This window comes from Candidatus Binataceae bacterium (genome assembly GCA_035508495.1).
Classification (GTDB): Bacteria; Desulfobacterota; Binatia; order Binatales; family Binataceae; genus JASHPB01.
The window spans coordinates 1-24,788 of sequence record DATJMX010000086.1; the positions used below are offsets into that span (position 1 = coordinate 1).

General features: G+C 61.3%; 19 protein-coding genes. 11 read left to right on the forward strand and 8 right to left on the reverse strand.

The genetic code is table 11. The annotated features are described in order from the left end of the window. The 6 genes from VMA09_24215 to VMA09_24240 form a co-directional block, all read right to left on the reverse strand. A partial coding sequence (locus VMA09_24215) for a glycosyltransferase (GenBank protein ID HUA36732.1) occupies window positions 1-416 on the reverse strand: 416 nt, incomplete at its 3' end. Window positions 417-631: 215 nt separating this feature from the next. Then, window positions 632-2,152 carry a flippase gene (locus tag VMA09_24220; protein HUA36733.1) on the reverse strand — a complete coding sequence of 507 codons (1,521 nt, stop codon included), beginning with the start codon at window positions 2,150-2,152 and terminating at the stop codon, window positions 632-634. Then, a complete protein-coding gene (locus tag VMA09_24225) occupies window positions 2,152-4,989 on the reverse strand; it encodes an O-antigen ligase family protein (GenBank protein ID HUA36734.1) in 2,838 nt (945 codons plus the stop codon). Before VMA09_24225 ends, VMA09_24220 begins: the two co-directional genes overlap by 1 nt. A 35-nt stretch (window positions 4,990-5,024) precedes the next feature. Continuing rightward, window positions 5,025-7,436, reverse strand: coding sequence for a polysaccharide biosynthesis tyrosine autokinase (locus tag VMA09_24230; protein ID HUA36735.1), 2,412 nt, complete (start codon window positions 7,434-7,436; stop codon window positions 5,025-5,027). Beyond that, entirely contained in the window at window positions 7,436-8,665 is a 1,230-nt protein-coding gene (locus VMA09_24235) for a polysaccharide biosynthesis/export family protein (protein ID HUA36736.1), read from the reverse strand. The genes VMA09_24230 and VMA09_24235 overlap by 1 nt, the downstream gene beginning before the upstream one ends. A gap of 178 nt (window positions 8,666-8,843) precedes the next feature. Beyond that, window positions 8,844-9,380 (reverse strand): carboxypeptidase-like regulatory domain-containing protein, encoded by a 537-nt coding sequence (locus tag VMA09_24240; GenBank protein ID HUA36737.1) that lies wholly within the window; start codon window positions 9,378-9,380, stop codon window positions 8,844-8,846. Window positions 9,381-10,194: 814 nt separating this feature from the next. Here VMA09_24240 and VMA09_24245 point away from each other — a divergent pair. Beyond that, window positions 10,195-11,166, forward strand: a complete 972-nt coding sequence (locus VMA09_24245; GenBank protein HUA36738.1) for an NAD-dependent epimerase/dehydratase family protein — start codon at window positions 10,195-10,197, stop codon at window positions 11,164-11,166. Window position 11,167: 1 nt separating this feature from the next. Here the strand turns inward: VMA09_24245 and VMA09_24250 are convergent, their stop codons facing one another. After that, the gene (locus VMA09_24250) at window positions 11,168-12,037 is read right to left on the reverse strand and encodes an SMP-30/gluconolactonase/LRE family protein (GenBank protein HUA36739.1); all 870 of its coding nucleotides are present in this window, start codon (window positions 12,035-12,037) and stop codon (window positions 11,168-11,170) included. Between the two features lie 138 nt (window positions 12,038-12,175). Here VMA09_24250 and VMA09_24255 point away from each other — a divergent pair, with 138 nt between their 5' ends. From VMA09_24255 to VMA09_24270, 4 genes are all read left to right on the forward strand, one after another. Further along, window positions 12,176-12,544 carry a hypothetical protein gene (locus VMA09_24255; GenBank protein HUA36740.1) on the forward strand — a complete coding sequence of 123 codons (369 nt, stop codon included), beginning with the start codon at window positions 12,176-12,178 and terminating at the stop codon, window positions 12,542-12,544. 498 nt (window positions 12,545-13,042) lie between these two features. Next, on the forward strand, window positions 13,043-13,837 hold the full coding sequence (locus tag VMA09_24260) for an alpha/beta hydrolase (protein HUA36741.1): 795 nt from the start codon (window positions 13,043-13,045) through the stop codon (window positions 13,835-13,837). Window positions 13,838-13,857: 20 nt separating this feature from the next. Further along, complete coding sequence (locus VMA09_24265; protein HUA36742.1) at window positions 13,858-15,324, forward strand: LLM class flavin-dependent oxidoreductase; 1,467 nt, start codon at window positions 13,858-13,860, stop codon at window positions 15,322-15,324. 75 nt (window positions 15,325-15,399) lie between these two features. Beyond that, entirely contained in the window at window positions 15,400-15,846 is a 447-nt protein-coding gene (locus VMA09_24270) for a VOC family protein (GenBank protein ID HUA36743.1), read from the forward strand. Between the two features lie 142 nt (window positions 15,847-15,988). Here VMA09_24270 and VMA09_24275 read toward each other — a convergent pair whose 3' ends face one another. Next, entirely contained in the window at window positions 15,989-18,391 is a 2,403-nt protein-coding gene (locus VMA09_24275) for a protease pro-enzyme activation domain-containing protein (protein ID HUA36744.1), read from the reverse strand. Window positions 18,392-18,659: 268 nt separating this feature from the next. Here VMA09_24275 and VMA09_24280 point away from each other — a divergent pair, with 268 nt between their 5' ends. From VMA09_24280 to VMA09_24305, 6 genes are all read left to right on the forward strand, one after another. After that, entirely contained in the window at window positions 18,660-19,850 is a 1,191-nt protein-coding gene (locus tag VMA09_24280; GenBank protein HUA36745.1) for an amidohydrolase family protein, read from the forward strand. A gap of 195 nt (window positions 19,851-20,045) precedes the next feature. Next, window positions 20,046-20,600, forward strand: a complete 555-nt coding sequence (locus VMA09_24285) for a DOMON-like domain-containing protein (protein ID HUA36746.1) — start codon at window positions 20,046-20,048, stop codon at window positions 20,598-20,600. A gap of 43 nt (window positions 20,601-20,643) precedes the next feature. Then, window positions 20,644-21,393, forward strand: a complete 750-nt coding sequence (locus tag VMA09_24290) for an N-acetylmuramoyl-L-alanine amidase-like domain-containing protein (protein ID HUA36747.1) — start codon at window positions 20,644-20,646, stop codon at window positions 21,391-21,393. Window positions 21,394-21,396: 3 nt separating this feature from the next. After that, entirely contained in the window at window positions 21,397-22,671 is a 1,275-nt protein-coding gene (locus VMA09_24295; GenBank protein HUA36748.1) for a glycosyltransferase family A protein, read from the forward strand. Next, window positions 22,668-23,561 (forward strand): DUF4922 domain-containing protein, encoded by an 894-nt coding sequence (locus tag VMA09_24300; protein HUA36749.1) that lies wholly within the window; start codon window positions 22,668-22,670, stop codon window positions 23,559-23,561. Before VMA09_24295 ends, VMA09_24300 begins: the two co-directional genes overlap by 4 nt. Then, window positions 23,558-24,775, forward strand: coding sequence for a SpoIID/LytB domain-containing protein (locus VMA09_24305; GenBank protein ID HUA36750.1), 1,218 nt, complete (start codon window positions 23,558-23,560; stop codon window positions 24,773-24,775). The genes VMA09_24300 and VMA09_24305 overlap by 4 nt, the downstream gene beginning before the upstream one ends. The last annotated feature ends 13 nt before the right edge of the window (window positions 24,776-24,788 follow it).

Here is a 24,788-nt window from a genome sequence, read left to right on the forward strand (position 1 = left end):
TGTTCGCTCCTCTTCATCGGGGCGAGGTTTTCATCGACGTACTGACGGCAGGAAATGACGACGCCAGCGCTCGGCCATTGCCGGAAAGCCCTCTCCATGACCGCGATTTTGTTCGGGAGCCAAACGTCGTCCCAATCGCTCAGGAAAATCAAGTCACCTGTGCAAGCTTGAATAGCGCGTTCGAAGTTCTTCGAGCAGCCGAGGTTCTTTTGATTGGCGAGCACTCTTACGGTAAAAGGCGCGGTCGCGGCGAAACTCCGTACTATTTCGATGCTATCGTCCGTCGATGCATCGTCGCTGACGATCAACTCATCCGGCAGACGCGTCTGCCGCGAAAAACTTTCAAGTTGCTCGCGAACAAAGCGTTCGCCGTTACAAACGGCCATCGCGATTGAGATGCGGGTTTCCTTGCTCACTAGTGGATAGCGCCACGCCCGGAGAGCCGCGGCTCGAGTACGAGGTGAATTATGTGACCCGCATCGCGATGAGAGCGCGGCCTGCGTCCGGCGACAGCATCGGCAAATGCGAGGTAGCCCAGGCGCAGCGGTCGGTTAAGGTGGACGAGGCCGCGCGCTCCGCGCGGTGCGGGATCGCAATTTGTCCGCAATCGAAATTGTCCTTGGTCACGGTGTCAGGCTCTCTGCTCTTTTAAGAAGCGGACCTGTCGAAGCTGCATACGCAGGAAATCTTTTTCTTCGGGTTCGAGCATCGCGCTCCAGCCAACGATCGCGGCGAGGCCGAGGATCGCGGCGAGGTAGAGTTCTTTTGCCGGTAGGGTCGCCGGGACGATGCCGATCGCGATTACTGCCAGGGCGGCGGCGGCCACTTTCACCAGGCGAAGCGTGGCGGCGAGCAGGTTCGGCAGCATCCGGCAAGCCATCGCGAAGAGCAGAGCCGCGTTGGCGACCGCGCGGATCGCATAGACGACCGCGGCGCCTTCCACTCCGTACCTTGGCAGCACCAGCCACAGCGCCAGCAGGAAGAACGGAAGCTCGACGAGGTAAACCTTGGCCGTCAGGTCCGGACGATGCGCGGCCTGGAGCAGGGTGTGCGGCGTCCAATCGAGGCTATTGATGAACATCCCGACCGCGATCCAGCGCATCACGGCCGCGCTGTGCACGGCGAAGTCGGGGCCGAGCCACAGAGTCAGGCCCTCGGGCGCGAGCGTGACGACGAGCAGGACGATGGGGAACATCGCGAGCAGGATGTAACGGACTGAGCGCTCGAAGAGCACCACGGTCCGCGCCGGATCGGTGGCGAGCGAGGTCGAGAAGGCCGGAAACATCACGCCCGAGATCGCGCCCGGAATCATCCGCACCTTGTTGGTGACCTGGAATGGCACCGCGTAATATGCGACCGCCGCCACCGACACCAGGGCGCCGATGATGAAGCGGTCGGCGTATTCCATCGCATGCGAGAGCGCGTCGGAGACGGTGACCCATCCGCCGAAACCCAGCATCGGGCGCACCAGATCGCGGTGCGGGGTGATTTTCTGCCGGAGCTCGGGCAGGACCCGAAGGCATATCAGGAAATACGCGAGCCACGTTGCAACGCGGACGATCACGATCGAGCCGACGATCCATCCGAGGCGATGGGAAAACGCCAGCATCGGCAGCGGCGCGAGATAGTAAAGGATATTGGAGGGGACGTTGACCGCCTTGATCAGGTCGACGCGCTGAAACGCGGCCAGCGCGCCGATCGTGCTGCTGCTGCTGATGAGGAAGGGCAGCGAGATCGCGAGCACATAGAGCGCGTGCAGGCTCTCGGCCTGCGCGGCGGGCGCGACCTTGAGGACGTGGCCGACGATCCAGGGGCTCAGCGCGACGGCGAGTACCGCGCCGCATACGCCGAAGCCGAACATCATGAGGAGCGAGGTCCAGAAGTAGGCCGGGATTTGCGAATGATCGTCGGAGGCGGCGGCCGCGGCGATGTACTTGGTGGCGGCCTTGCCGAGCCCGAAATTGAAAGCGCCGAAGTATCCGACCGCCAGAATCACCAGGGTCAGCGCGCCGTAGCGATCGACGCCGAGGCCGCGGATTAGCATCGGGATGGCGACGATCGCGACCAGGAATGGTGCGGCATCGCCGGCCAGATTGATCATCGTGTTGCGGGCCAGGAGGCGGCCGCTGGTGAGGTTGGCCGGGGTGTTCACTAGTTGTTTACGGGGTTGGCGGCCTGGGCGCTGGCGTCGGCGCGGCCGGCGGCGAGTTTTTGTTTGAAGGCGGCGTAGCGCGCGCGCATCGCGGCATCGCCCGGATCGAGATCGGCGGCGCGCAGGTAGTCGCGATCGGCGGCGACATACTGGTAGGCGGCGTCTTCGGCGCCGGCCAGCTCGAACCAGGCGCGCGGGTTCTGCGGATCGACGTCGGTGGCGCGGCGCAAGGCCTCGGCGGCGCGGGTGTAGTCATGATCGGCGGCGTAGAACGCGCCCAGCGCTAACAAATTGTCGTAGGTGGGCTGGTAGTCGACCATCTTGACGAGCGCATCGCGGGCGAGCTCGGGCCGGCCGGCGGCGAGCGCGACCTGGGCGAAGGCGGCGAGCAGCGGCGCCGGATCGGCGCCGGCGTCGAGGCCCGCTTTGAGGAGATCCTGCGCGCCGGCCACGTCCTTGCGCGGCATCATCACCTGGGCGAGCAGCGCGACGCAGGGCGCGGCGTCGTCGGGGCGCGCGGCGCGGGCGGCGTTGAAGTCGCGCGCGGCATCGTCCAGCTGGCCGACATTGACGTAGGCCTCACCGGCGAGCATCAGGAGCTGGACGCGGCGCGCGGGGCTGTCGGCGGCCTCGGCGCCGCGCTCGTAGGTGCGGGCGGCATCGGCGATGCGGCTGGTATCGACATAGAACTGGCCGAGGGTGGCGAAGGCGTCGGCGTAGCCGCGCTCGATGGCCTCGGCGAGGCCGCGCTCGATAGCGCCGCGCTCGGGCGGCGACAGGTAGGGGATAAACCGCGCGTTAAGATAGATGTGATCGGAGTAGAGCGGCGCCCACATCACGGACAGCGAGAGCTGGTTCAGCGAGGCGAGATACTGGCCGTCGTTGTAGAGGTAGCGGGCGTAGAGATCGCGCGAGAAGGGGTTGCGCGGATCGATCCACACCGCGCGCGCGACTTCGCTCATCCCGGCCGGGGTCTCGCCGTACCATGAAGAGAGCGCGAGGTGGGTGCCGGCGTTGGCCGGATGGAGCAGGGTCATCGCGCGCGCCTCGGTAAAGGTCGCGGCAACGGGGTAGTACGGATAGACGACGCTCGCCTGGAGCTGCGAGCATACGGCGAGCATCAGGGCGAAGGCGGCGGCATACGGGGCGGCGCGCCAGCCGAGGCTGCGGGCGCGAATCGCCGGGGCGGGCTCGGGCGCGCGCGCGACGGCAATCCGCACCGTGAGGCCGGCGAAGATCGCGAACAGGAAGCCGATCGCGGGAATGGTGAGGCTGAAGTCGAAGGCCTCGTGAAAGCCCTCGGCGGTCATCCCGGCGACGAGGGCGACGATGGTGAGCTGCGCGCGGGGCGCGATCGCGCTCCAGCGGCGCCATACGAGGCGCGCGATGCGCCAGCCGATCGTCATAAAGGCAAGGACGCCTAGGATGCCGAGCTCGGCGGCCGCCTCGACATAGTCGTTGTGGGCGTTGCGCAGGAACTCGGCGGGCCACGCTCCGCGTTGGTAATGCGGGAACATCTCGGGCCACGCGCCGAAGCCGACGCCCAGCAGCGCGTGATCGCGGAACATCCTGAGCGTGTCGCGCCAGATATCGACGCGATGCCAGAGGTCGAGGCCGCCGGCCATGCTGGTCCCGACGCGAGTATCGATTTGATCGCGTCCGGCAGAACCGATGATCGCGACGGCAAGCGCTGCGACGACGATAGCTGCAAGGGCAAGGATCGGAATCCAGGTGACGAGGCCGCCCCGGCGGGAACGAAAGACTGACGGCGTGCGGAGGCGGCTCGTGAGAATTGTGAAGATGGCGAGCGAGACGACTGCCGCGCCCCAAATCGCGCGCGATTGGCTGAGCAGGATCGCGCAGATGACGATAACCAGGGCGGCGCTGCATAGAATCGGGCCGGCTTCGTCGCGCTCGCGGGAATCGTCGGAAGGCGCGAGTCCGCGCCACGCGCGCGCGATGAAGAGCGGCGCGATCATCGCGAGATAGGCCGCGAAGTGATCGGGATTGACGAACGGGCCCATCATGCGCGGGCGATTGAGATTCGGCGCGCGCCAATCGAGCGGCACGTAGAACCATAGTATCTTGCCGTTCCAGGTGGCCTGCTGCACCAGGCCCAGCGCGGCAACGCAGAATCCGCTCAGCAGGATCACGCGGATGAGCAGGCGCGTCAGCGGATCCTCGTCAGTGGGCGGCGTCTCGGCAGTGATCGGATAGATCGCGACGATGATGAAAAGCGCGACGCCGGCGAGGAACTTGAGCGCGCTTGCGATCCCGAGCAGTGGCGCCGGCGAGATCGATCGCCACGTCGAGGCGTAGATTCCAGCGCCGGCGGGAGCAGCGCCGACGACCGGGGCCGAATCGGTCTTCGCGGCCTTATGATGCGCGGTAAACGGAACCTGCGCGCCGCCGGCGACTTCACTCTGCGTCGGCATCACGACAGTCTGGCTGTCAGCGTTCGAGGGCTGAGCCGTGGATGGCGCGGGATAGTCAATCGTGCCCGGCCATCCGCGCAGCGTGTGTTCATATAGGTCGTAGGTATGCGGCGACAGCATATGCAGCAGAGCCGGCGGAAGCGGCAGCAACTGGAATCCGACGAGCCCGATCAGCGCAGCCGCGGGAATCGCGATTTTCCAGACCTCCGCGATTCCCTTGTGCGCCGGGCGCTCCTCGCGCATCCGCAGCAGCACCGCGGCGAGCATCGCGAACGCAATGGTCTCGGCCGCGTGATAGGCCCACGGATGCACCGTGCCGAAGCAGATCGGCGTGGCCAGGATGAGCACGACCAATCCGCCCACCACGAGGCGATCGGTCAGATCGACCAGACGATTTCGCATGCGATCGTGAATTTGCAGAACCGAACCGCCGCGGCTCAGGCGCGCTCGCTCTCGCTGCGGGGGAATTGGCGCACCGCGGCGGTGTCGTCGAGCGACGATTCGTCGAACTCCGCCGCACTGTCGAGTCCGTTGTAGTAGCCCTGGTAACCCTTGGAAAAGTAATGCGGAAAGTCGGCCTTGTGCAGCCGCACCTTGTTCAACACGACGCCCAGGATCTTGGCGTCGACGCTTTCCAGACGCCCGAGGGCCGCCATTACCTGATGACGCGGCGTATGCCCGCCCGCCGCGATTAGCACGACCCCATCGACAAGGCATGACAGATCGAGCGGATCGCTCACCAGCATCACCGGCGACGAATCGATAATCACATAGTCATACTGCTGTGACACTTCGTCGAGAAAGGCTTTCATGCGCTCCGAGCCGAGCAGCTCGCTCGGATTGGGCGGAATGCGGCCGCAGCTCAGGAGAAACAGGTTCTCGACCGGAGTCGGCTGGATGAGTTCGATGCCGCCCGCGCCGGTCAGCGCCTCGGTCAAGCCGGCGCGATTCTTCAGATCGAGCAAGCGATGGCATCGCGGACGCCGCAGGTCGCCGTCGATCAGCAGCACCGTCGATCCAGTGCGGGCAAAAACCGAGGCCGTGTTCACCGCCACCGTGCTCTTGCCCTCGCCGGGCAGCGCGCTGCTGATCATGATCGTTTTCGGCGGCGCGCCCGCGCGTGACAATCGCAGCGCGCTGCGCAAATGGCGGAACGATTCGCCCAGCACGGAATACTTGCCGTAAGTCGCGATGAGGTCGCGGCCGTGCATTTCGTCCGTCCTCATATCCATCAACTGCGGCTTGGTGATGTAGCTGATGTTGTAGCGCGAGGTGACGGAGATCGCGCTGGTGAAATCGGGAATCGTCGCAAGGCTCGGCAGCTTCAGGTAACGCTCCATCTCCTCGGGGGTCTTGAGCGTGTTGTCGAGCCGCTCGATGAAGAGCGCGGCGCAGATGCCGAGCAACAGCCCGAGCATGGTGCCGGCCATGACATCGCGCCTGGTGCGCGGGCTCGAGGGGCTGCCGGGCGGTTGCGCCATATCGACGACCGAGACGCTGGTGGCGTGCGCATCGCCAGCCACGGCGAGATTCTTAATCCGCTTCAGGATGGTGTCGTAAAGCTCGCGATTGGTTTCCGCCTCGCGCTCGAGCATCACGTACTTGATCGCGGCGTCGTTGAGGCCGAGCGCGAAGCTCTTCTGTTTATCGAGCTCGGCCGCGATCGCCTGCTCGCTTTTGAGCGAGGCCTGGTACTCCTCGTTGACGTTGGCGACGGTGGTCTTGAGCTCACGATCGATGACGGTGCGCGAGCCGTCGATTTTTTCGCGCAGCTCGCGCATCTCGGGATAATCGTCGGTGTATTCGCCGCGCATGCTGGCGTATTTCGACTCGAGCTGGTCGAGATCAGCCTTGAGGCCCTGGATGACTTTGTTGTCCATCACCTGAGGCAGCGCATCGGTGCGTCCAGCCTTGACGAGCTCGAGCTGGGTGCCGAGCGTGATGGTCTTGAGGTGCGCGTCCTGCAGATCGCGATCGAGCTTGTTGAGCTGTTCGACGATGACGTCCTGATTGCCGTTAAGCGAGATCAGCCCCGGGATGATCCCCTTGTCGCGCCGATAATTGTTGAGTGCGAGTTCGGATTGCTCGACGCGGCGTTTCAACTCGTCGAGCTTGGTATTGAGGTATTTTTGCGCCTCGTCGGTGGCTTGCGCGTTCAGCTCGACGCCGCGCTGGATATAAGCGCGCGCGTGAGCGTTCGCGATCTTCGCGGCGAGGTTGGGATCGGCGGCCGTGAACTCCAGCCGCACCAGCTGAGTATTTTCGATCGGCTTGACCTGGAGCGATCCGAGGTACCAGCCGATTGTCGAGCGCGGAACCGCCTCGGCGAGAGGATCTTCGTCGGCCGCCGTCGTCGGGCGCTTCAGTGCGAGTCCGGGGAACCAGTTGGCGACCGTGTTGCGGATCGTATTGACGAACGACGACGACGATCCGGCGCGATGCGCCGGATGCGGTTCAGGCTTCGCCAGGCCTTGCTCCTGGATGACTCGCGTCGCCAGGCTCGCGGACTTCAAGAGCTCGTTTTGGGTATCGTCGTAGGGCTCCTGGGACGCATCCTGCGATCCGGAGAGCGAAAGATTCTCGTTCTGATAGACTAGCGACGGTGCGGCGCGGATCAGCAGCGTCGTGCTGGCCGTATAGGTCGGCTCCGACATCAGGTCGCGGACCAGGGCAAAGCCCGCGCACACCATCGTGATCACGATGACTAGGCGCAGATGCTTTTGCAGAATCCGGCGATACTCGTGAAAGTCCAACCATGCGTCGGGGCCGAAAGAGTGGGTGGGGCGAATGGGCCGCGCTTCGATGAAACGGGTCTCTTCGCCGGGATCGAGTAGTGTGACTTGGCGCATTATAGTCCGCTCACCAGCGCGGCAGCCGGCGCGAATGAAACGATTCCCTGCGCTGCGTAGTACAGCGCATAGCCGGGGATCTTCATCGTTGAGTAGCCGACCTCAACGATGTCATTGGCCTGCAGCGCAACGTCAGTCGCTTCCCCTTTCTGGACCGCAGCGAGATCCACATCGATAATCCTGGTTTGGTTGTCCGCTTCGTGGCGCATGATCTTCACCGAAGCGGGATCGGCGGCATACATCAGACCGCCCGCCGCGGAAACCGCGCCGAGCGCCGTCAGGCCATGGCTCACCGGCATGACCGAGGGATGATAGACCCAGCCAACCACTGAGATCTGGCCGGCCGGCGGAACAAACAAAGTGTCACCGGGCCGCAACGGCAGGTTGACGTACTTGTGCGCCTGGCCGCCGCCATCGAGCTCGATGACGTAGGCTGACGCGGCGTCGAAATCGCTCGCCGACGGCGCTTGCACGAAGGGAGAATGATTTACCTCGAGCGCGGCCTGGGTGATTCCGCCGGAAACCTGGGCGTCCGCATTGTTGACGATCCCGCCGTTTGCGGGATGCTTGCTCAGTGCGGCCGCACCGTCGGCGTACTGCTGCGAAAGCGCCTCTGCGCTCTTTGCGCCCGGCAGTGCGGGACTCAGCAGCACCTCATGCGAGGCGTTGTCGGCAAGGCCGCCCGCCCGTTCGATCAGATCGTGGATCGTGTCGTCAGGGCCGTTTAGAACGTAGAGCCCCGGGGTCCGCACCGAGCCCATTACGCCCACCACTCTGCTCGAGTAAGTCTTCACGAGCAGGTTGATCTCGGGATGATAGACATATTTATGCAGCGCGTCGGCGAGCTTGTCGCTGACTTGCGGTTCGGTGAGTCCCGCAACGTGAACCGAGCCGACCAGCGGCAACAGGATGTCGCCCTTGCCGTCGACGCGGACCGTGCGGTCCTCGATCTCCTTCACGTTCGCGATCGAGATTTCGAGCACATCGCCGGCACCGATTGGAAAATCCTGCGCCTCAGCCAGGCGGTCCTGCCAAAGCTTGTTGAGCTGCCCCATGGATTCGGGGCTTAGATCCGCGGGCGGTGGCGAAGTCGTTGGCGATACCATCGCAGTCCGCGCGGGACCCGTTGCAGGGGGATCCTGAGTCGCTTGTGGGGCGCATGCCGAGAAGATCATGCCCACGGAGCCAAACACCACGAATGTCAGGCGAAGAGCGTTACGAATGCGCATCGGGAAGTTCTCCGCGGTCAATCGATACGTCGCGGACGCGACAATCGGACTTGCAAGCGCATGCACGGATGCACTGCGCTACCAAAGAAGATTTGGAGTTCGGAACGAAAATCGATGTTCTGATTAGGGAAAATCCGTGGCCGAGAGCCAGCCACGTTAGAGGAAAGGCAGGGTAATGTTAGATTCCGGGACTGGCCGGCTTGGGGGGCGTTCCGCCACCGCCGCCATTGAATACGCCGCCAGCGGCCAGACCGCCAATCACGCCGCCGCCTACGACGACCGCGCCTGCACCCAGCGCCAGTCCGAGTCCTGCACCACTGCCAGCGGCTGCCGCGGCCTCGCACGCGCCCAGAGTTGCGCCCGGGCGACCGGTCGCAAGCGCGGCTGCCGTTTCGGAGACCCTCCAGTCGAGGCAGAGACCCTCGGGGCGAAGGCCAGTCTGAATCGTCTGGCCGAGGTACTTGGTGCCGGGAAGATTGAGCGTGATGTCGTATTCGCCGCTCGAAAGCCCACGAATCCGATAATGCCCGACAGAGTCAGCATCGGCCTGGCCGACGATACTGCCGTTCTTGTCCTTGACGCTGACATGCGCCGGCAGAGCCGGAGAATCCTGGGAATTGGCGACCTTGCCGGCAATATCGGCGCAGTAGGCCTGGGGCGGCAGCAACAGGAGTCCGCTCAGCAGACCAATAGCGATCGAAGACTTGGTGAACATCCCCTTTTACTCCTTACGAACGAAGCCCATGCCTAGCCGGAAAACTTCGCGGCGCGTGTTTAGTCAGACGCATTTCTATTAATGTCAGGCCGAAGACGGTCGAGATCGAGGCCATCATCACGGTACTTGCAAATCTATCGTAAACGTTGCAAATCTAACTAAGAGCAGGCGTCCGCCATCCATGCGATGTCTGCATGTTCTGGCGATACGAAATTAGCGTTCTGTCCGGCATTTTCACGCTCATTCACTTCGATTGGCGTAGGAGCCGATAGCGGTTCAGAGGTTTATCTATACTGGGAGTTGCCCGCCCACAGGATTTATAGACGGTAATCCGAGCTTATAACAAGCAGTCTTTGTCTTTAACGTTATTTGAACGATATTATGTGCAATTGGGATTTTTTCAGCATCGCTACGAATTTAATCGGTAACTTTTGGACGGAATGTATGAACAATCAGGCTTGTCATAGCTGATAGATGCACGAAATAATCGATAAATCATGACAAAATTGTCGATTGCCCGACAATGTGTGCGGTAGTTCCTACTTTGCCAGATGGTGGTATTAGGTCTACACGCAGTTTTACATGGCACAAATTAGTTTAGCTAAACTTAATTTACTTTTTAACCGATCTTGATCAACCGAAGGCGGGGATCGCTCCGGATCGCGACGCGGCGAGCTCGCGACGGCCCGGAACGACTGACTCAGCGCTCGGATCCTCAAATTGACTTACCGACAGGTGCGTGTGACAATTTCGCCACATCGCGTCCAACATTCTCTCACTCAAACATCGAGTATCACTGAGCCCACAAAGAGTTATGCCCACAAAGGTATTGATCACCGGCGCCGGCGGCTTCATCGGCAGCCATCTTGCCAGCCGGCTGAGAAGCGACGGATGCTGGGTTCGCGGCGTCGATGTCAAAGCGCCCGAGTTTCGTGCGAGCGACTGCGACGAATTCCAGATCCTCGATATGCGCCTGCTGGAGAACTGCCTTGCCGCCACGCGCGGAATCGACGAGGTCTATGCGCTCGCGGCCGACATGGGCGGGATGGGCTTCATCTCGGCCCATCACTCGCAGATCCTCTACAACAACGCGACCATCAACTTTCACACCCTCGAAGCCGCGCGCCAGAACGGCGTCAAGCGCTATCTCTACAGCTCGTCAGCCTGCGTTTATCCCGAGTTCAAGCAGACCGAGACCAACGTCACGCCGCTGCGCGAAGAAGATGCGTATCCGGCACAGCCGCAGGACGCCTACGGTTGGGAGAAGCTGATCACTGAGCGACTCTGCACGCACTATCGCGAGGACTACGGCATCGAGACGCGTATCGTGCGCTTCCACAATATCTTCGGCCCTTACGGCACCTGGGAGGGCGGGCGTGAGAAGGCACCGGCCGCGCTCTGCCGCAAAGTCGCGGTCGCCAAGTTAACCAACAAACCCGAGATCGAAATCTGGGGCGACGGCGAGCAGACCCGCTCGTTCTGTTACATCGACGATTGCGTCACCGGCATCGACAAGCTGATTCATTCGAACTATCGCGAGCCGCTCAACCTCGGGCAGGATCGGATGGTCACGATTAACGAGCTGGCCGATATGGTCGCCGCGATCGCCGGGATCAAGATCGCGAAGAAGCACATCCCGGGACCGCAGGGCGTGCGCGGACGCAACTCCGACAACACCCGTTTGCGCCAGGTGCTCGGATGGGTACCCGAAGTCTCGCTCGAGCAGGGTCTCGCCGAGACTTACCGCTGGATCGAAGACCAGGTGCGCGCCAAGCTCGCGCGCTAGGTCAGCCTTTGAAGCGCGGCTCCGGCTTGCCCTTGACGCCCAGGCCGCGGATCACAAATAGGCTGCCGCCGTCGGGTCCGGGCTCCATCCCGAGAACTTTCTCGCCGATCGATGTCGCATACATCACGTCCAGGTCGTCGCCGCCGAACATCGTGCTCGTGATGATCGGCACCGGCACTTCGACGGTGCGCGCGACTGATCCATCGGGCTTGTAGCAAATGATCTTTCCGCCGCCCGCGATCGCCGACCACAGGTTGCCTTCCGCATCGACGGTGCATCCGTCGGGCACACCGCCAACTCCTTTTGGCGCTGCGAATTGGCGCTTGTTCGAAACCTTGCCGCTTGCGAGATCGTAGTCGTAAGCCGCGATTGTCCGGCTCACGCTGTCGGAGCAATAGAAGGTGCGATTATCGGGACTGAAGCACGGACCGTTGGTGCATCCGATCTCGGGCTCGAGCACGCTTACCTTGAGCGATTCATCGAGGCTGAAGATCGAGCCCGCCGGACCTTTGAACTTCGAATCGAGCGTGCCGGCGATGAAGCGTCCGCGCAGATCGGTCTTGCCGTCATTGAACGTGGTGCCCGGCTTGGCAACGGTCTCGCCGACGAGCTTGGCCTCGCCCGAATTGAAATCGAAGAAGTAGAAGCCGTCGGTCATGGCGCACACGGCGCCGCCCTTCTCGCGCAGCGCGAACGAGCCGATCGGTTTCGGCGTCTTCCACGTTTTGACCGCGTTGGTCCTGGGATCGAGCCGATGGATCGCGGGCGCGTTGCCATCGATCCAGTAAAGCGCCTTCTCGGTAACGTCCCACACCGGCCCTTCGCCGAGCTTGTCCTTGACGCCAGGGATTTTGTCGATCGTGATCGCCATCGCCGTGCTCCTCTCAACTTTCCCAGAGAGCGTGAAACCGCGAAACTATCTGCCGCTTAGCCCACTTCGATAGACAGTTTCAATGGTCGGCGCATAGAATCCGCTTACCAATTCCGCGCTCCAGGAGAAACTTTAGCGATGGCAAAATACACTTTTGTCGTTCTCACCAATCCGGTCGCGGGCAAAGAGGACGAGTACAACCGCTGGTACAACGACACGCACATTCCCGATGTGCTGAATGTTCCGGGCTTCGTCGCCGCACAGCGCTTCTGTCTCGCCGACGCGCAGATGGCGCCGGGACCGATCAAGCATAAGTATCTCGCGCTCTACGAAATCGAGACCGAGGATCTCGCGGCCGCACTGAAAGACCTTCGCTCGCGCACCGGCACCGCCGACATGATCCTTAGCGACGCGATGGATCCCGCCGACATCGGCGCCTTCCTGTTCCGGCCCGTCGCCGAGAAAGTGCAGGCCAAAGACGTAAAACGCCCCCGCCGCGCCGCCTGAGCGCATTTCTTTGAATCGGCGGGTGTGATCGAATGCCTTTGGACGACAGATGGAGCGCCCCTACACCGTATCGTGCCACTGCGGCAATGCCCGCTTTGAAGTAGATGCGGAGCTGGCAAATCTGGTTGAAGGCAATTGCTCAACCTGCCGCCGCTTTGGATTCATCCATTGGAAAGTGCCGCGCGAGGCGGTCCGGGAACTCGCAGTTCAGAAACGCGGGCTGTCGACCTACGCGTGGCAATCCCTGCGCGCTTTGTGGCACTTCTGCCCGACCTGCGGGACGATGCTGCTCCTGACCGGTTATCGGGACGTAATCTCCGTGAACGCGCGATGCATCGAGTTCGTGGACACATACACACTGCAAACCACGAGGTGGGATTGCAGACATGCAATGCCACCCGGCCCTGATGTGCCTTAGTCAAGGTCGAAAACAGGAAACTTGCGGATCGCGAGTCGCTTGACTTTTTCGCTGGTTCGATTGAATTGAAGGTTGTGTCAATGGAAGCGGGAAACCAAAACTGGCGCAGCGAACAAGTGGGGGTTGCGGGATACGATCTGACGGTCGTCAGGGGCGGCCGCGGCAAGCCGCTGCTCGTGCTGCATGACGAGCTTGGATATCCGGGATGGCTCAAGTGGAATGCGGCGCTTGCTGAGAAGCGCGAGCTGGTCATCCCGATGCATCCCGGGTACGGCGTGAGCCCGGCGCCCGAATGGATTCGCACCATTCGCGATCTCGCGGGCTTCTATTCGATCTTCGTCCGCGAGCAGAAACTGGCGCCGCTCGATGTCATCGGATTTTCGCTCGGCGGATGGATCGCGGCGGAAATGGCGGCTGCCAATCCTAATCAGTTCGCGCACATGGTTCTGGTCGCACCGGCAGGTATCAAACCGTCGGAGGGCGAGATCACCGACTTCTTTCAGATCATGGCGCCCGACCAGTTGCGCGCGACGGTGCGCGATCCCGAAGCGACGCCCGAGTTTGCCGAGTTGTTCGGCGGGCTTAGCCCCCAGGCTTTCTCGCTGATGGAAGAAGCGCGCGCGCAGACGGCGCGCCTCGCATGGCAGCCGTTCATGCACAATCCGAGTCTCGGCCATCTGCTGGGAGTCGCCGATTCGCTGCCGACACTTCTCGTCTGGGGTAAAGAGGACGGGATCGTGCCGATCAGCGCGGCCAGGGATTACCAGCGCGCGATCAAAAATTCGAAACTGGTCGTGTTCGACAAATGCGGGCATCGCCCGGAAGTCGAAATGCTCGATCGGTTCGTCGCTGAGACGCAAAAATTTCTCGGCTGAGCGCCGGGGGAGGACTCATCATGCACACGATGTATTTCACGGAGCGCCCGTATCGTTACGTGTCGAACGATGAAGTCATCAAGAACGGCTACTTCGGCATCGAGAACAAGCACTTCGATTCGCAGAAGGGCGCGCAGCTTCTAAACGAATACCTCGACGAGAAAGTGCTCGCCGAGGACCTCGGCTTCGACGGCGTGATGCTCAATGAGCATCACGACACCGCGTTCTGCATGGGCTCGGTGATGAACGTCGAGGCCTCGATCCTGGCGCGTATCACCAAGAAGGTGAAGATCGTGCTGCTCGGCAATCCGATTCCAATTGTCGGCAATCCGCTGCGCCTGGCCGAGGAGCTCGGCATTATCGACATGATCTCCGGCGGGCGCCTGGTCAGCGGATGGGTCCGGGGCGGCGGCTCGGAGCAGTTCGCCTCCAACGCGAATCCCGCATTCAACCGCGAGTTATTCAACGAAGCCCACGAAGTCATCATGCAGGCGTGGACCAAGCCCGGTCCGTTCCGCTACGAGGGCAAGCATTTCCATTATCGATTCATCGATCCATGGTGCCTGCCGCTGCAGAAGCCGCATCCTCCTATCTGGATTCCCGGCCTTTTGAGCCCCGAGACCGTGGAATGGTGCGCGCAGCATCGCTACCCGTACATCGCGCTCGCGACCTTCCTCGAGCCAACCGTGGAACTGTGGAATTTCTATCGCGATGCGGCCGCGAAAGAGGGCTACCAGGTCGGCCCCGAGAACTTCGGCTATCTACAAAAAGTTTACGTCGCCGAGACCGATGAGAAGGCGAGAGAGATCGCGAAGTACGACATGTTCGGCGGCGCCGGGATCGGTTACAGCCTGTTCGGCCGCCCGCAGTTCATGTTCCCGCCGGGATACAATTCGAAGGCGGCGACCGCGCGTATCGCGACGCAATTCAGCGATCCTGATTCGTCGGAAGGCAGCCCGTGGGCCTCGCTCGGCAATCCGGGCGGCAATGGATCGACGAAAACCAACGGCCATGCGAACGGCGACACGGCGCGCGCGCAGGTGTCGAGTGCGCAGGTCGATCATCGCTCGGCCGTATGGCAGGACCGCGAGAAGGAGGTCGACATCGCCGCGGTGCGCAAGCAGGTCTTCGATGCGTTCCCGCAAGTCGAGCATTCGATGCAGGTGATCTGCGGCACGCCCGAGACCGTGATTAAGAAGCTGCGCGTCGTGCTGGAGGTGCTGCGCCCCGGTATCTTCGCCTTCTGGCAGAACGACGGCCCGATCTCGAAGGAAGACCGCCTCAACAATATCAAATTGTTAGCAAAGGAAGTTCTGCCCGCCGTGCGCGAGATCGGCAAGGAGCTGAACCTCACCTCGCCGTTCGAGGTGACACCCGGCTCGCGAAAACTGCCGGCCTCGGGCAAGCCCGAATCGGTCGGCTCGCTCGAACCGCTGCTGCGTTTCCGCGAAACCGAAGGCGAGCGCGCCGGCGCCCCCGCGCGCTGAGAAAATCCAAGCTTGATTTCAAGAGGCGCGCACCCGCGGCGCCTCTTTTTTTGCCCGGGATTTGCTTGACTGACTTTGCAAAGCGATTACTTTAGAAAGTATCGAAGCCGGTTTGACCGCGCATCGCAACTCCAACTTTTCGATGGAGGGTTTGTCATGGCAATCACGCTCAATCACACGATCGTCCCGGCGCACGACAAAGTCGCCTCGGCGGAATTCTTCGCGCGGATCTTCGGGCTCAACTACGAAGGCCCGATGAGTCACTTCGCGCCGGTCCGAATCAACGACACGCTCACCCTCGATTTCGACAACTGGAAGAAGTTCGACATGCATCACTACGCCTTCCACGTGAGCGACGAGGAGTTCGACGCGATCTTCGGCCGCGTCAAGGCTGAAGGAATCCCTTACGGCAGCGGCCCGTTCTCGCAGGACGACATGAAAACCAACAGCTGGCGCGGCGGCCGCGGCGTGTACTTCAAGGATCCCAACGGGCACGTGCTCGAACTTCTGACCCGCTCCTGAAGCCGTCGCATATTTACGGTTCCGTGAAACCGGGGCTCACCACGAAGGGCACGAAGCCACAAAGTAGAAACCCAAAGGGCGAAGCCCGCATCTTCCTTTCGTGCCTTTTGTGCTCTTAGTGGTGAGTCTTTCCTCTACGGCGTCAGAAGATGAAGCGCCTGGGAGTTGCGGTTGGTGTAGGAGTTCGCGTTCTTGTAGCCGTGGCGGTGCGGGTCGGAGTTGACGTCGCGGTCCGGGTCGGAGTCGCAGTTGCTGTCTGAGTGACGGTCGGCGTTGCTGTCTGACTGGCGGTCGGCGTTGCTGTCTGACTGGCGGTCGGCGTTGCCGTCTGAGTGACGGTCGGCGTTGCTGTCCTGGTGGCCGTGGGACTGGGCGTAGCGCTGGTAGTCGCCGTGGGACTCGGCGTAGCGCTCGCGCTGGCCGTAGGAGTAGGGGTGGCGCTCGCGGTTGGGGTCGCGGTCGAACCAGCCGGGCCGAAGTTCATCACCAGGTTGTAAGCGTTGACCGTTCCAATACCTGTCGCAAAGTCCCACCCATCCGCGGCGCCGAACGAGGGCTGATAAGCCGAACTCGCGGACGACAGCACACCCTCCGAGCCCGAGGGCTTGTAACAGTCGCTGCTACTCGTGCAGTTTACGTCCATATCACCTAATGTCACATCGTTGAAGATACATGAGCTGGCGACGCCGTTGCCGAGCGTGGAATTGCATGACGTGTCTCCCGCTGCGCCATATTGCTGGTCCGCCAGCGAATAGTAGGTTGGATTGGGATTGCCGGCCCTGCTGCCGGTTCGCTGGTTAGCAAGAGCTTGTATCGCCGCCATTTCAGGGGTCGAAACCGAGGTGCCGCCGAATCCAGACCAAGTGCTCGGCGCACCCGAGCAGGATGCACCGCCGCGGCGGGCGTCGGAATAGCACACCACGTAGTAGTGGCTCCATACGCCATTGGCGGCAAATAACGACAGGTCGGGAATGTCGCGTACGCCGTCATTGGGATTGCCGAAAACCGACTGCCAGGCGGGCTTTGGATAGCCAGCGCAGCTGCCGCTGACTACGCCGGAAGTCGACGGCGATCCGGTCGCGCAGCCGCTCGGACCGCCGCTGCCTGCGACGACCTCTTGGAAACTCCTGCCGCTTCTGCTGTTGCAGAAACCGCTGGAGCCATAGCTGGTGCTGTAGCCTTCGTAGCTTGAGATCAGCTGGCTGGCGCAGGAATCGTTCCATGGAATCTCGGGCACGTAGGAGCGCGCCGAACCGAAGGTGGAACTGTTGCTCGAGGACCAGTAGGTACTCGTGCTGCGGGCGTAGGTGTCGCCAAAGTCCGTCCCACCCACTGCGACATTGTTAGGCGTCGAGGCAAAGCCGCTTACTGTGATGCCGTGCGTTGCCGCCGCCGCGCCAGCGTCGGAGCTCGCCGCCCCTTCGTCTCCAGCCGCAACAAACACTGAGACACCCTCGCCGGCGGCCAGTTGGTACAGGCCATTGATGTACGAGTTCGACCCCGCACCCAGTTGCGCTTCCGATTCACCGTAGCTGATGCTCACGATCGCGGGCGGATTGTTCGAATTGCTGAGCAGGTTCTGCAAAGCGATGAAGCCGCCGAATGTGGTGCTCGTATCGGCACACGAAGCGGATTCGATCGCGGCATTCGGCGCCGCGGCCGAAGCCCACTCGACATCGATCGCAGCTTCGGCATCATCGGCATTGACGCCCGGATCGGTGCAGGGGCCAGCGCTTCCCGGCGCCGGATGAACTTGCGTCAGCGAGCCCTTCGGATAGGCGCTGCTCAGTCCGAACTCGTTTCGAAAATTGGTCCAGTCCGACGTGCTATAGAGATCGGTGTCTTCAATCACCACGATCGTCTGGCCTTGTCCCGAGTAACCCCCGGAAAAAAGCGGACTCAGGTTGTAGATCGTGGCCAGATCGGCCGGCACCACCAACTGTCCACTCCCGGTGGTGTAGGCCGGCGATGAGATGTTCATGGGATGGGGCTTAAAGCTGTTCAGGGAGACCACGCCGACCACGGCGGGAGCGAGCGCCGCCGGAATCGCCGGATCGTTCAGATTCGATATAAAACTGCGACCGTCGACGTCGAGGTAATGAATCGGGGCATGGAAGGACTGTGCTACCGATGAAGCCACGCCGGAGAAATCGATCGCCCCGTTAGGATAGACAGTATTGACGGTGAAGCCTTGGGACTGAAGCCATCCGTTGACGAGGGCGGTATCGTGACTATCAGGACCGAACTTCTGGGCGAACTGTTGCGGTGTCAACCAATGATGATAGTTGGGCGACTTCCGATCTTGTAATTCGCTCAAAAAGCTGGTGAGCGCCAGTTCGCGCGCCGGCGGCCGCCGCAATTGCAGGAGCATGTGCTCCATTGGCAGAGTGTCGGGCACGGGGCCGCGATCGTTGGTGGCATTGGCCTCGGAACGCACGTTGCCGGCCAGCGTGAAGAGGACATTGTCGTCTACCTGCTGGGTAATCAGGCCGCCCGCTTGGCTCTCACTGTCCGGTTGCTGATAGTCGGCCGCAGCCAGGAACATCGCTGCAACAATTAGTAGAGCTGCACCAACAATTCGTCGGCCCTTGATTGGTTTCATGTGTACTGGCTTGGAAGTCCCCTTGAGATTTGAACATCAATGAATATCATTTAAGCGCAATAAACCCAATATGCGTGACGAAGGGACTCGGGAGCCCCGATGTCGATCGCCCTCGCCAGGTTTGGAGGCCTGACTCAAAAAGCGCTAAAAGACAGGTAGAGATTCGACCATCGCGGCCTTTGAATCGCTTGCGAATCGATAGAGGCAGAACATGAGCGGATATTCCATCATTGACGTTGACACTCACGTGACCGAAACGCCCGAGCTTTGGACCAGCCGCGCGCCAGAGAAGTATCGCGATCGCGTGCCACACGTGATCTACAGCCGCGAAGGCATACCGCGTTGGTCGATGGGCGAGGGCAGCCCGCTGTCGCACGTCGGCATGACGGCGACCGCCGGCCGCGGCAGCTTCAAGCATCCGCCCAAGAACTACGAGGAGATGCATCCCGGCGCTTACGATGCCAAGGCGCGCCTGAAATACATGGACGACATGGGCATCTGGGCGATGGTGATGTACCCGAACGTGGGCGGCTTCGGCGCGCAGCAATTCCTCAAGCTCAACGATCCCGAGCTGATGCTGACTTGCGTGCGGATCTACAACGACTGGCAGACCGAATGGTCGTCAGCCGACTCGCGCCGCCTGCTGCCGATCACGTCGATCCCGTTCTGGGACGTCGATGCGGCGGTCGAGGAAGTCCGCCGCTGCGCCAAGATGGGTCACAAGGGAATCCTCTTCACCGGCGAGCCGCAATATTTCGGCAAACCGCTCATCGGCGACGCGCATTGGAATCCGCTGTGGGAAGTCGCCTGCGAGCTCGATTTGCCCATCAGCTTCCATATCGGCTCGGGCGACATGGCCGAAGGCATGGTGCGCGAGCGGATCAAGAGCTACGGCAGGATGGCGACCTTCGCCGAGCTCGCCGTCGATATCTTCCTGCGCAACGGCGTTCAGCTCAACGATCTGCTGATGTCGGGCGTGCTGGTGCGCTATCCGAAGATCAAGTTCGTCTCAGTCGAAAGCGGCATCGGATGGATTCCGTTCGTGCTCGAGGCGATGGACTACCAGTTCATGGGCAATAGCGTGCGCGAGGAGCATCCGGAGTACGAGATGCTGCCGTCGGAGTATTTCGCGCGCAACGTCTACGCCTGCTACTGGTTCGAGCAGACCGCGCCGCGGCGCCTGCTCGACAAGGTCGGCGTCGATAACATCCTGTTCGAGACCGATTTCCCGCATCCGACTTCGCTCTACGGCGACGAAGTTCACGCGCGTATCAAGGGCGGCCTCTCCGACTGCGATGAACCGACCCGCCGCAAGATTCTCTGGGGCAACGCTCAGAAGCTTTATAAGGTGGAGGGCCCATCGGCAGCGGACGAAGCCAAACTCGATAGCGCCGGCGCCTGACGCTCCTCGCACACACTCGGTTCGGATCTGAAGGGCAACCGCTGGACGGCGGTTGTCCTTTTTATGCTCGCGGGCGCGCTTCGGCCGCCGGCTTGCGCAGATACAGGCCGATCGCCGTGCTCGCAAGTTTTGATCGGCTTGCCGCAAGGCGAACTGTCTGCCAAACAAGTCAGCACCGCGGCCCGCTGAAATCCGATGGAAGCGAACGAATGGATCGATCTCACTTGTCATCGGGCAACGCACTCAAACGCGGTGCGATCGCTTCGAGCATCCGTCCGCAGGACTGGCGCCGGGCTCGCAATTTCATTTCGTTTCGAGGGCGATCTCTCCAGCCTCCATGTACCAGCGCCGACGACTCCTGGAATCGGGAAAGAACTCTGGCGGCATACCTGCTTCGAGGCCTTCATCGCGATCGAGGGGCGAGCGGCTTATCACGAGTTCAACTTCGCGCCTTCGGGTGAGTGGACGATTTACGGCATGCGCGGCTATCGCGACGGCGCTCCGCTGGCGGATGAGTCGATGCGGCCGGAGATCGTGGTGCGTTCGACGGCGACGCAGCTCGAGCTCGATGCTGCGGTGCACCTCGACCGGCTATCCGACGAGCACGCGCGCGCTCCGCTCCGTGTCGGGCTGTATGCCGTCATCGAAGCCGACGACGGTTTCTCGTACTGGGCCCTCATGCATCCGGCGAGCAAGCCCGACTTTCACAATAGCCAGGGCTTTATCCTGCGGCTCGAACCGACTGGGTGAGCAGCGCTGACAAGCGCCAGGCGCGTGCTAGAATTTGCACTCGATGAATCGCGCGCAACCACGGGGTCTGAATCGCCGGCGCGTGGAGTATCTTCTGTCTCGAGCGCAACGCGAGCCGTCGCTCGGCAGCCGAATCGACGTTCTCTCGCAGCAGTTCCTCGGCCGTCCCTACAAATCGAATCCGCTCATCGGATCGATCGACACGGACGAAGTATTGGTCGCTTCGCTCGATGCATTCGATTGCGTCACGTACATCGAAACCGTGCTCGCGCTCGCCCGCGCCCATAGTGTCGATGACTTCGTCGCGCGATTGCGCAAGCTGCGCTACGATCGCGGCATCGTGAAGTGGGAGCGCCGCAATCACTACATGACCGACTGGATTAGCAACAATGTGCGCGACGGGATTGTCACGCGCATTTCGGTTCCGCATCTTCCAATCCGCGCTAAGGATCGAATCCTGACCATGATCGCGGGTTTGCCGCCGCGGCGCGCTCGCGTCAGGTGCGTGCCGAAATCGGCGGTCAGGCAAGTCAAACTGCACCTGCGCGACGGCGACCTGTTGTTCTTCGTATCCACGCGCAAGAACCTCGATGTATTTCACGCCGGAATCGTCGTGCACGACGGTGATCGCATCGCGATGCGGCATGCGTCGCGCAGCAAAGGTGGCGTAGTGCAGCAGGACCTCGACGAGTTCCTCGCGCAAAACAGGATGGCGGGTGTAATCGTCGCACGGCCGATAGATACGGTGCGGCGAACTGGTGCTTCACGGGTACGAGTGGCGGCGGCGGGGTGAAATGTGAGTATCGTTTACCCAAATGACTACTCATCGGCGTCGATCCAACGGCTGATCGATACCGCCGACTCGGATGTGATCTTCCTCGGCGATCCGCGCGTAAGCATCGAACCCGGCCCGCGCATGTTCGATCGAATGGCGCAGGCGATCCGTGAGACGGATGCGGGATTGGCATATTCCGACGCCGTCGGATGTCCTCATATCGATTACCAACTCGGAAGTATCCGCGACAATTTCGACTTCGGCGCGGTGATCGCCGTATCGACTCGGGCGGCGCGCGAATCGAGGCCCGACGAATCCCTGAAGTGGGGCGCGCTGTACGACTATCGGCTGAGGATTTCTGAGAAATACCCAATTCTGCGAATTCCTGAGCCTCTGTACAGTGCCGCAGCGGCCGATTCACGTGCGAGCGGAGAGATACAGTTCGACTACGTGGATCCGCGTAATCGCGGTTACCAGATCGAAATGGAACGGATCGCGACCGCGCATCTGAAGCGCGTCGGCGCATGGCTCAAGCCGCACTTCGAAGCCGTGCCGAAAGCGACCGAGAAATACCCGGTCACGGCGAGCATTGTAATCCCAGTACGCAATCGCGAACGAACCGTCGCCGAGGCGGCCTGCAGTGCGCTCGCCCAACGGACAGACTTCGACTTCAATGTGATCGTGGTCGACAATCATTCAACCGACGGCACCACCGAAGTATTGCGAAGCATCGATGACCCGCGCCTGAGACATATCATTCCGGAGCGGCGCGATCTTGGAATCGGCGGATGCTGGAATGAGGCGCTCTACTCTCCTCACTGCGGGCAATATGTAATCCAGCTAGACTCGGATGATCTCTATTCAAGCGAGAACGTGCTTCAGCAAATCGTCAAATCACTCGACGCCGGTCCATATGCGATGGTCGTGGGATCCTACACGATGGTCGATTTCGCGTTGAAGGAAATCCCACCGGGCTTGATCGACCATCGCGAGTGGACGCGCGACAACGGCAGAAATAACGCGCTGCGTATCAACGGCCTTGGCGCGCCGCGCGCGTTCAATACTTCAATCCTGCGCCGCATCGGGTTTCCCAACGTCAGCTACGGCGAAGATTACGCCGTCGCACTGCGTATCAGCCGCCAATACGAAATCGGCCGTATTTACGATTCTCTCTATCTATGCCGGCGATGGGAAGGCAACAGTGACAGCGCGCTGCCTCACGACGTCGCAAATCGCTACGATCAATATAAGGACTGGCTCCGAACTATCGAGCTTAAGGCGCGCATGCGGCGATGATTGATGAAGTGGAAGCCCTGTTCGCACGCCAGCTACGCGCATGGCCGATGCTCGCGAAGGGCGTTGACGGCCTGGCGCATGCGACGACACGGGCAGTCCGCATCGACTGGTTCCAGGTGTTCGTCCGGCATATACCTCATCGGGTAGCCAGCACTACCGCGGCAGTCGATCGCGAATCGATCGCGAAGCGCCCGTGTTTTCTGTGCGCGGCTAACCTGCCGGCCGAGGAAGAGGGATTGCGTTTCAACGAAGAATTCACGATCTATTGCAATCCCTTTCCGATCGTCGAACGTCATCTGACTATTGCGAGTCGAGAGCATCGTCCGCAGCGGATTTCCGGCCAATTGAGCAATATGCTCGATCTCGCGGCTGCGCTACCGGGCTATTTCGTCATCTACAATGGCCCTGAATGCGGCGCCTCCGCACCTGATCATATGCACTTCCAGGCAGGCTCGCGGATTCTGTTTCCGATTGCGAACGAGACTGCGCAAATTACGCGGATCGACGTACCGCATTATTCAAGAAACGTATTCCTGCACCGCGGCCAGGATCGCTTTGCACTGATCAAGCGGATCGAGAGAAATATTGAGCTTCTTCAATGCGGCGCGACCAATCGTCCAGAACCGCTCCTGAATCTGGCCGCGCTTTACGAGCAAGGTATTTGGACAGTCTATTTGTTTCCGCGTAAAAAGCATCGCCCGGAAGTTTATTTCACGGGAGAACTGACAGTGAGCCCCGCATCGATTGACTTGTGCGGCATATTTGTCGTGCCGTTCGCGCAGGATTTTGAAAAAATCACCGGCGCAGCGATCGATTCGATTTTCGGCGAGGTCACTTTGCCCGATGATGAGTTTCACCAGGTAGTAAAGAAGCTGGAGAGTGAGCCGTGAACGTTTCGGTTGGGCTGGTCGAGGGTCAACCCGCAGTTGAATTCGAATTGCAGGGTTCGTTCGTTGATGCCGCCGGCAAGTCGTATTCACCGGGGCGGCACAGGTTCACTTCCGAAGTCGTTCTCACTCCATCCGATCCGGCTCAATGCGCATTCGCTTTGGACGACGTCACGATCGGAACAGGATTCCATTGGGAGCGCAAGGAGCGCCAGGTCTTCCGCGGCGCGCTGCGACTGTTGAAAAAGAAAGCGGGACTGACACTGGTCAACGACGTATCGCTCGAAGAGTACGTCACGAGCGTGATCTCGTCCGAGATGAGCGCGCTATCTCCACTTGAGCTGCTGAAGGCTCACGCGGTGATCTCCCGCAGTTGGATGTGGTATCCGAAAACAGCTCAGAGCAGTCCCACCAAATCGGCACCGCGCACCGCAAATCACGAAATCGTGCGCTGGTACGGGCGCGAAGCACATCCTGACTTCGACGTATGCGCCGACGATCACTGCCAGCGCTACCAGGGAATCACGAAACTAATCTCGCCGGCCGCCGGGGAAGCTGTGCGTGCTACGTCCGGCGAGTTCCTGCGCTACGACGGCGAGATCTGCGACGCGCGATTCGCCAAGTCATGCGGCGGAATCACTGAGCGCTACGCGACTGCCTGGGAAGACGAGGATGTTCCTTACCTTCGATCCGTTTTCGATGGTGCAGGTCAGGCGGAATCCCTCAGCGCAGAGGAATGGATTCGCTCTACTCCACCAGCTTATTGCAACACGCGGGATGCGGAACTGCTGTCGCGCCTTCTCCCCGGGTTCGATCAGGAGACGCGCGATTTCTATCGATGGCAGGTGACATACGCACCTGATGAACTGGCGGAAATCGTCGAATCGAGAACCGGCGTGCGACTGGGACCGATTCGCGACCTGGAAGCGCTCGCGCGCGGCCCCTCGGGGCGGATATATCGACTTAAAATCACAGGCGCGCGCGACTATGTAATCGTCGGCAAGGAGCTCGAGATCCGGCGCGCTCTGTCGCGTTCGCATCTTTACAGTTCCGCTTTCGTGATAGACAAAGAACCGGCCCGCATTATCTTGCGAGGTGCCGGCTGGGGCCACGGCGTCGGTCTCTGTCAGATCGGCGCGGCAGTGATGGCTACGCAGGGAAGGACTTACACCGAGATTCTGCAACATTACTATCGCGGCGCGACGGTCAGCGTCTGAGTATTGCTAGCTG

Excerpts from the sequence above, each read along its gene's own strand:
- VMA09_24225 (HUA36734.1), bottom strand. The coding sequence starts at position 4,989 with ATGCGAAATCGTCTGGTCGATCTGACCGATCGCCTCGTGGTGGGCGGA.
- VMA09_24230 (HUA36735.1), bottom strand. The coding sequence starts at position 7,436 with ATGCGCCAAGTCACACTACTCGATCCCGGCGAAGAGACCCGTTTCATC.
- VMA09_24235 (HUA36736.1), bottom strand. The coding sequence starts at position 8,665 with ATGCGCATTCGTAACGCTCTTCGCCTGACATTCGTGGTGTTTGGCTCC.
- VMA09_24240 (HUA36737.1), bottom strand. The coding sequence starts at position 9,380 with ATGTTCACCAAGTCTTCGATCGCTATTGGTCTGCTGAGCGGACTCCTG.
- VMA09_24245 (HUA36738.1), top strand. The coding sequence starts at position 10,195 with ATGCCCACAAAGGTATTGATCACCGGCGCCGGCGGCTTCATCGGCAGC.
- VMA09_24250 (HUA36739.1), bottom strand. The coding sequence starts at position 12,037 with ATGGCGATCACGATCGACAAAATCCCTGGCGTCAAGGACAAGCTCGGC.
- VMA09_24255 (HUA36740.1), top strand. The coding sequence starts at position 12,176 with ATGGCAAAATACACTTTTGTCGTTCTCACCAATCCGGTCGCGGGCAAA.
- VMA09_24260 (HUA36741.1), top strand. The coding sequence starts at position 13,043 with ATGGAAGCGGGAAACCAAAACTGGCGCAGCGAACAAGTGGGGGTTGCG.
- VMA09_24265 (HUA36742.1), top strand. The coding sequence starts at position 13,858 with ATGCACACGATGTATTTCACGGAGCGCCCGTATCGTTACGTGTCGAAC.
- VMA09_24275 (HUA36744.1), bottom strand. The coding sequence starts at position 18,391 with ATGTTCCTGGCTGCGGCCGACTATCAGCAACCGGACAGTGAGAGCCAA.
- VMA09_24280 (HUA36745.1), top strand. The coding sequence starts at position 18,660 with ATGAGCGGATATTCCATCATTGACGTTGACACTCACGTGACCGAAACG.
- VMA09_24285 (HUA36746.1), top strand. The coding sequence starts at position 20,046 with ATGGAAGCGAACGAATGGATCGATCTCACTTGTCATCGGGCAACGCAC.
- VMA09_24290 (HUA36747.1), top strand. The coding sequence starts at position 20,644 with ATGAATCGCGCGCAACCACGGGGTCTGAATCGCCGGCGCGTGGAGTAT.
- VMA09_24300 (HUA36749.1), top strand. The coding sequence starts at position 22,668 with ATGATTGATGAAGTGGAAGCCCTGTTCGCACGCCAGCTACGCGCATGG.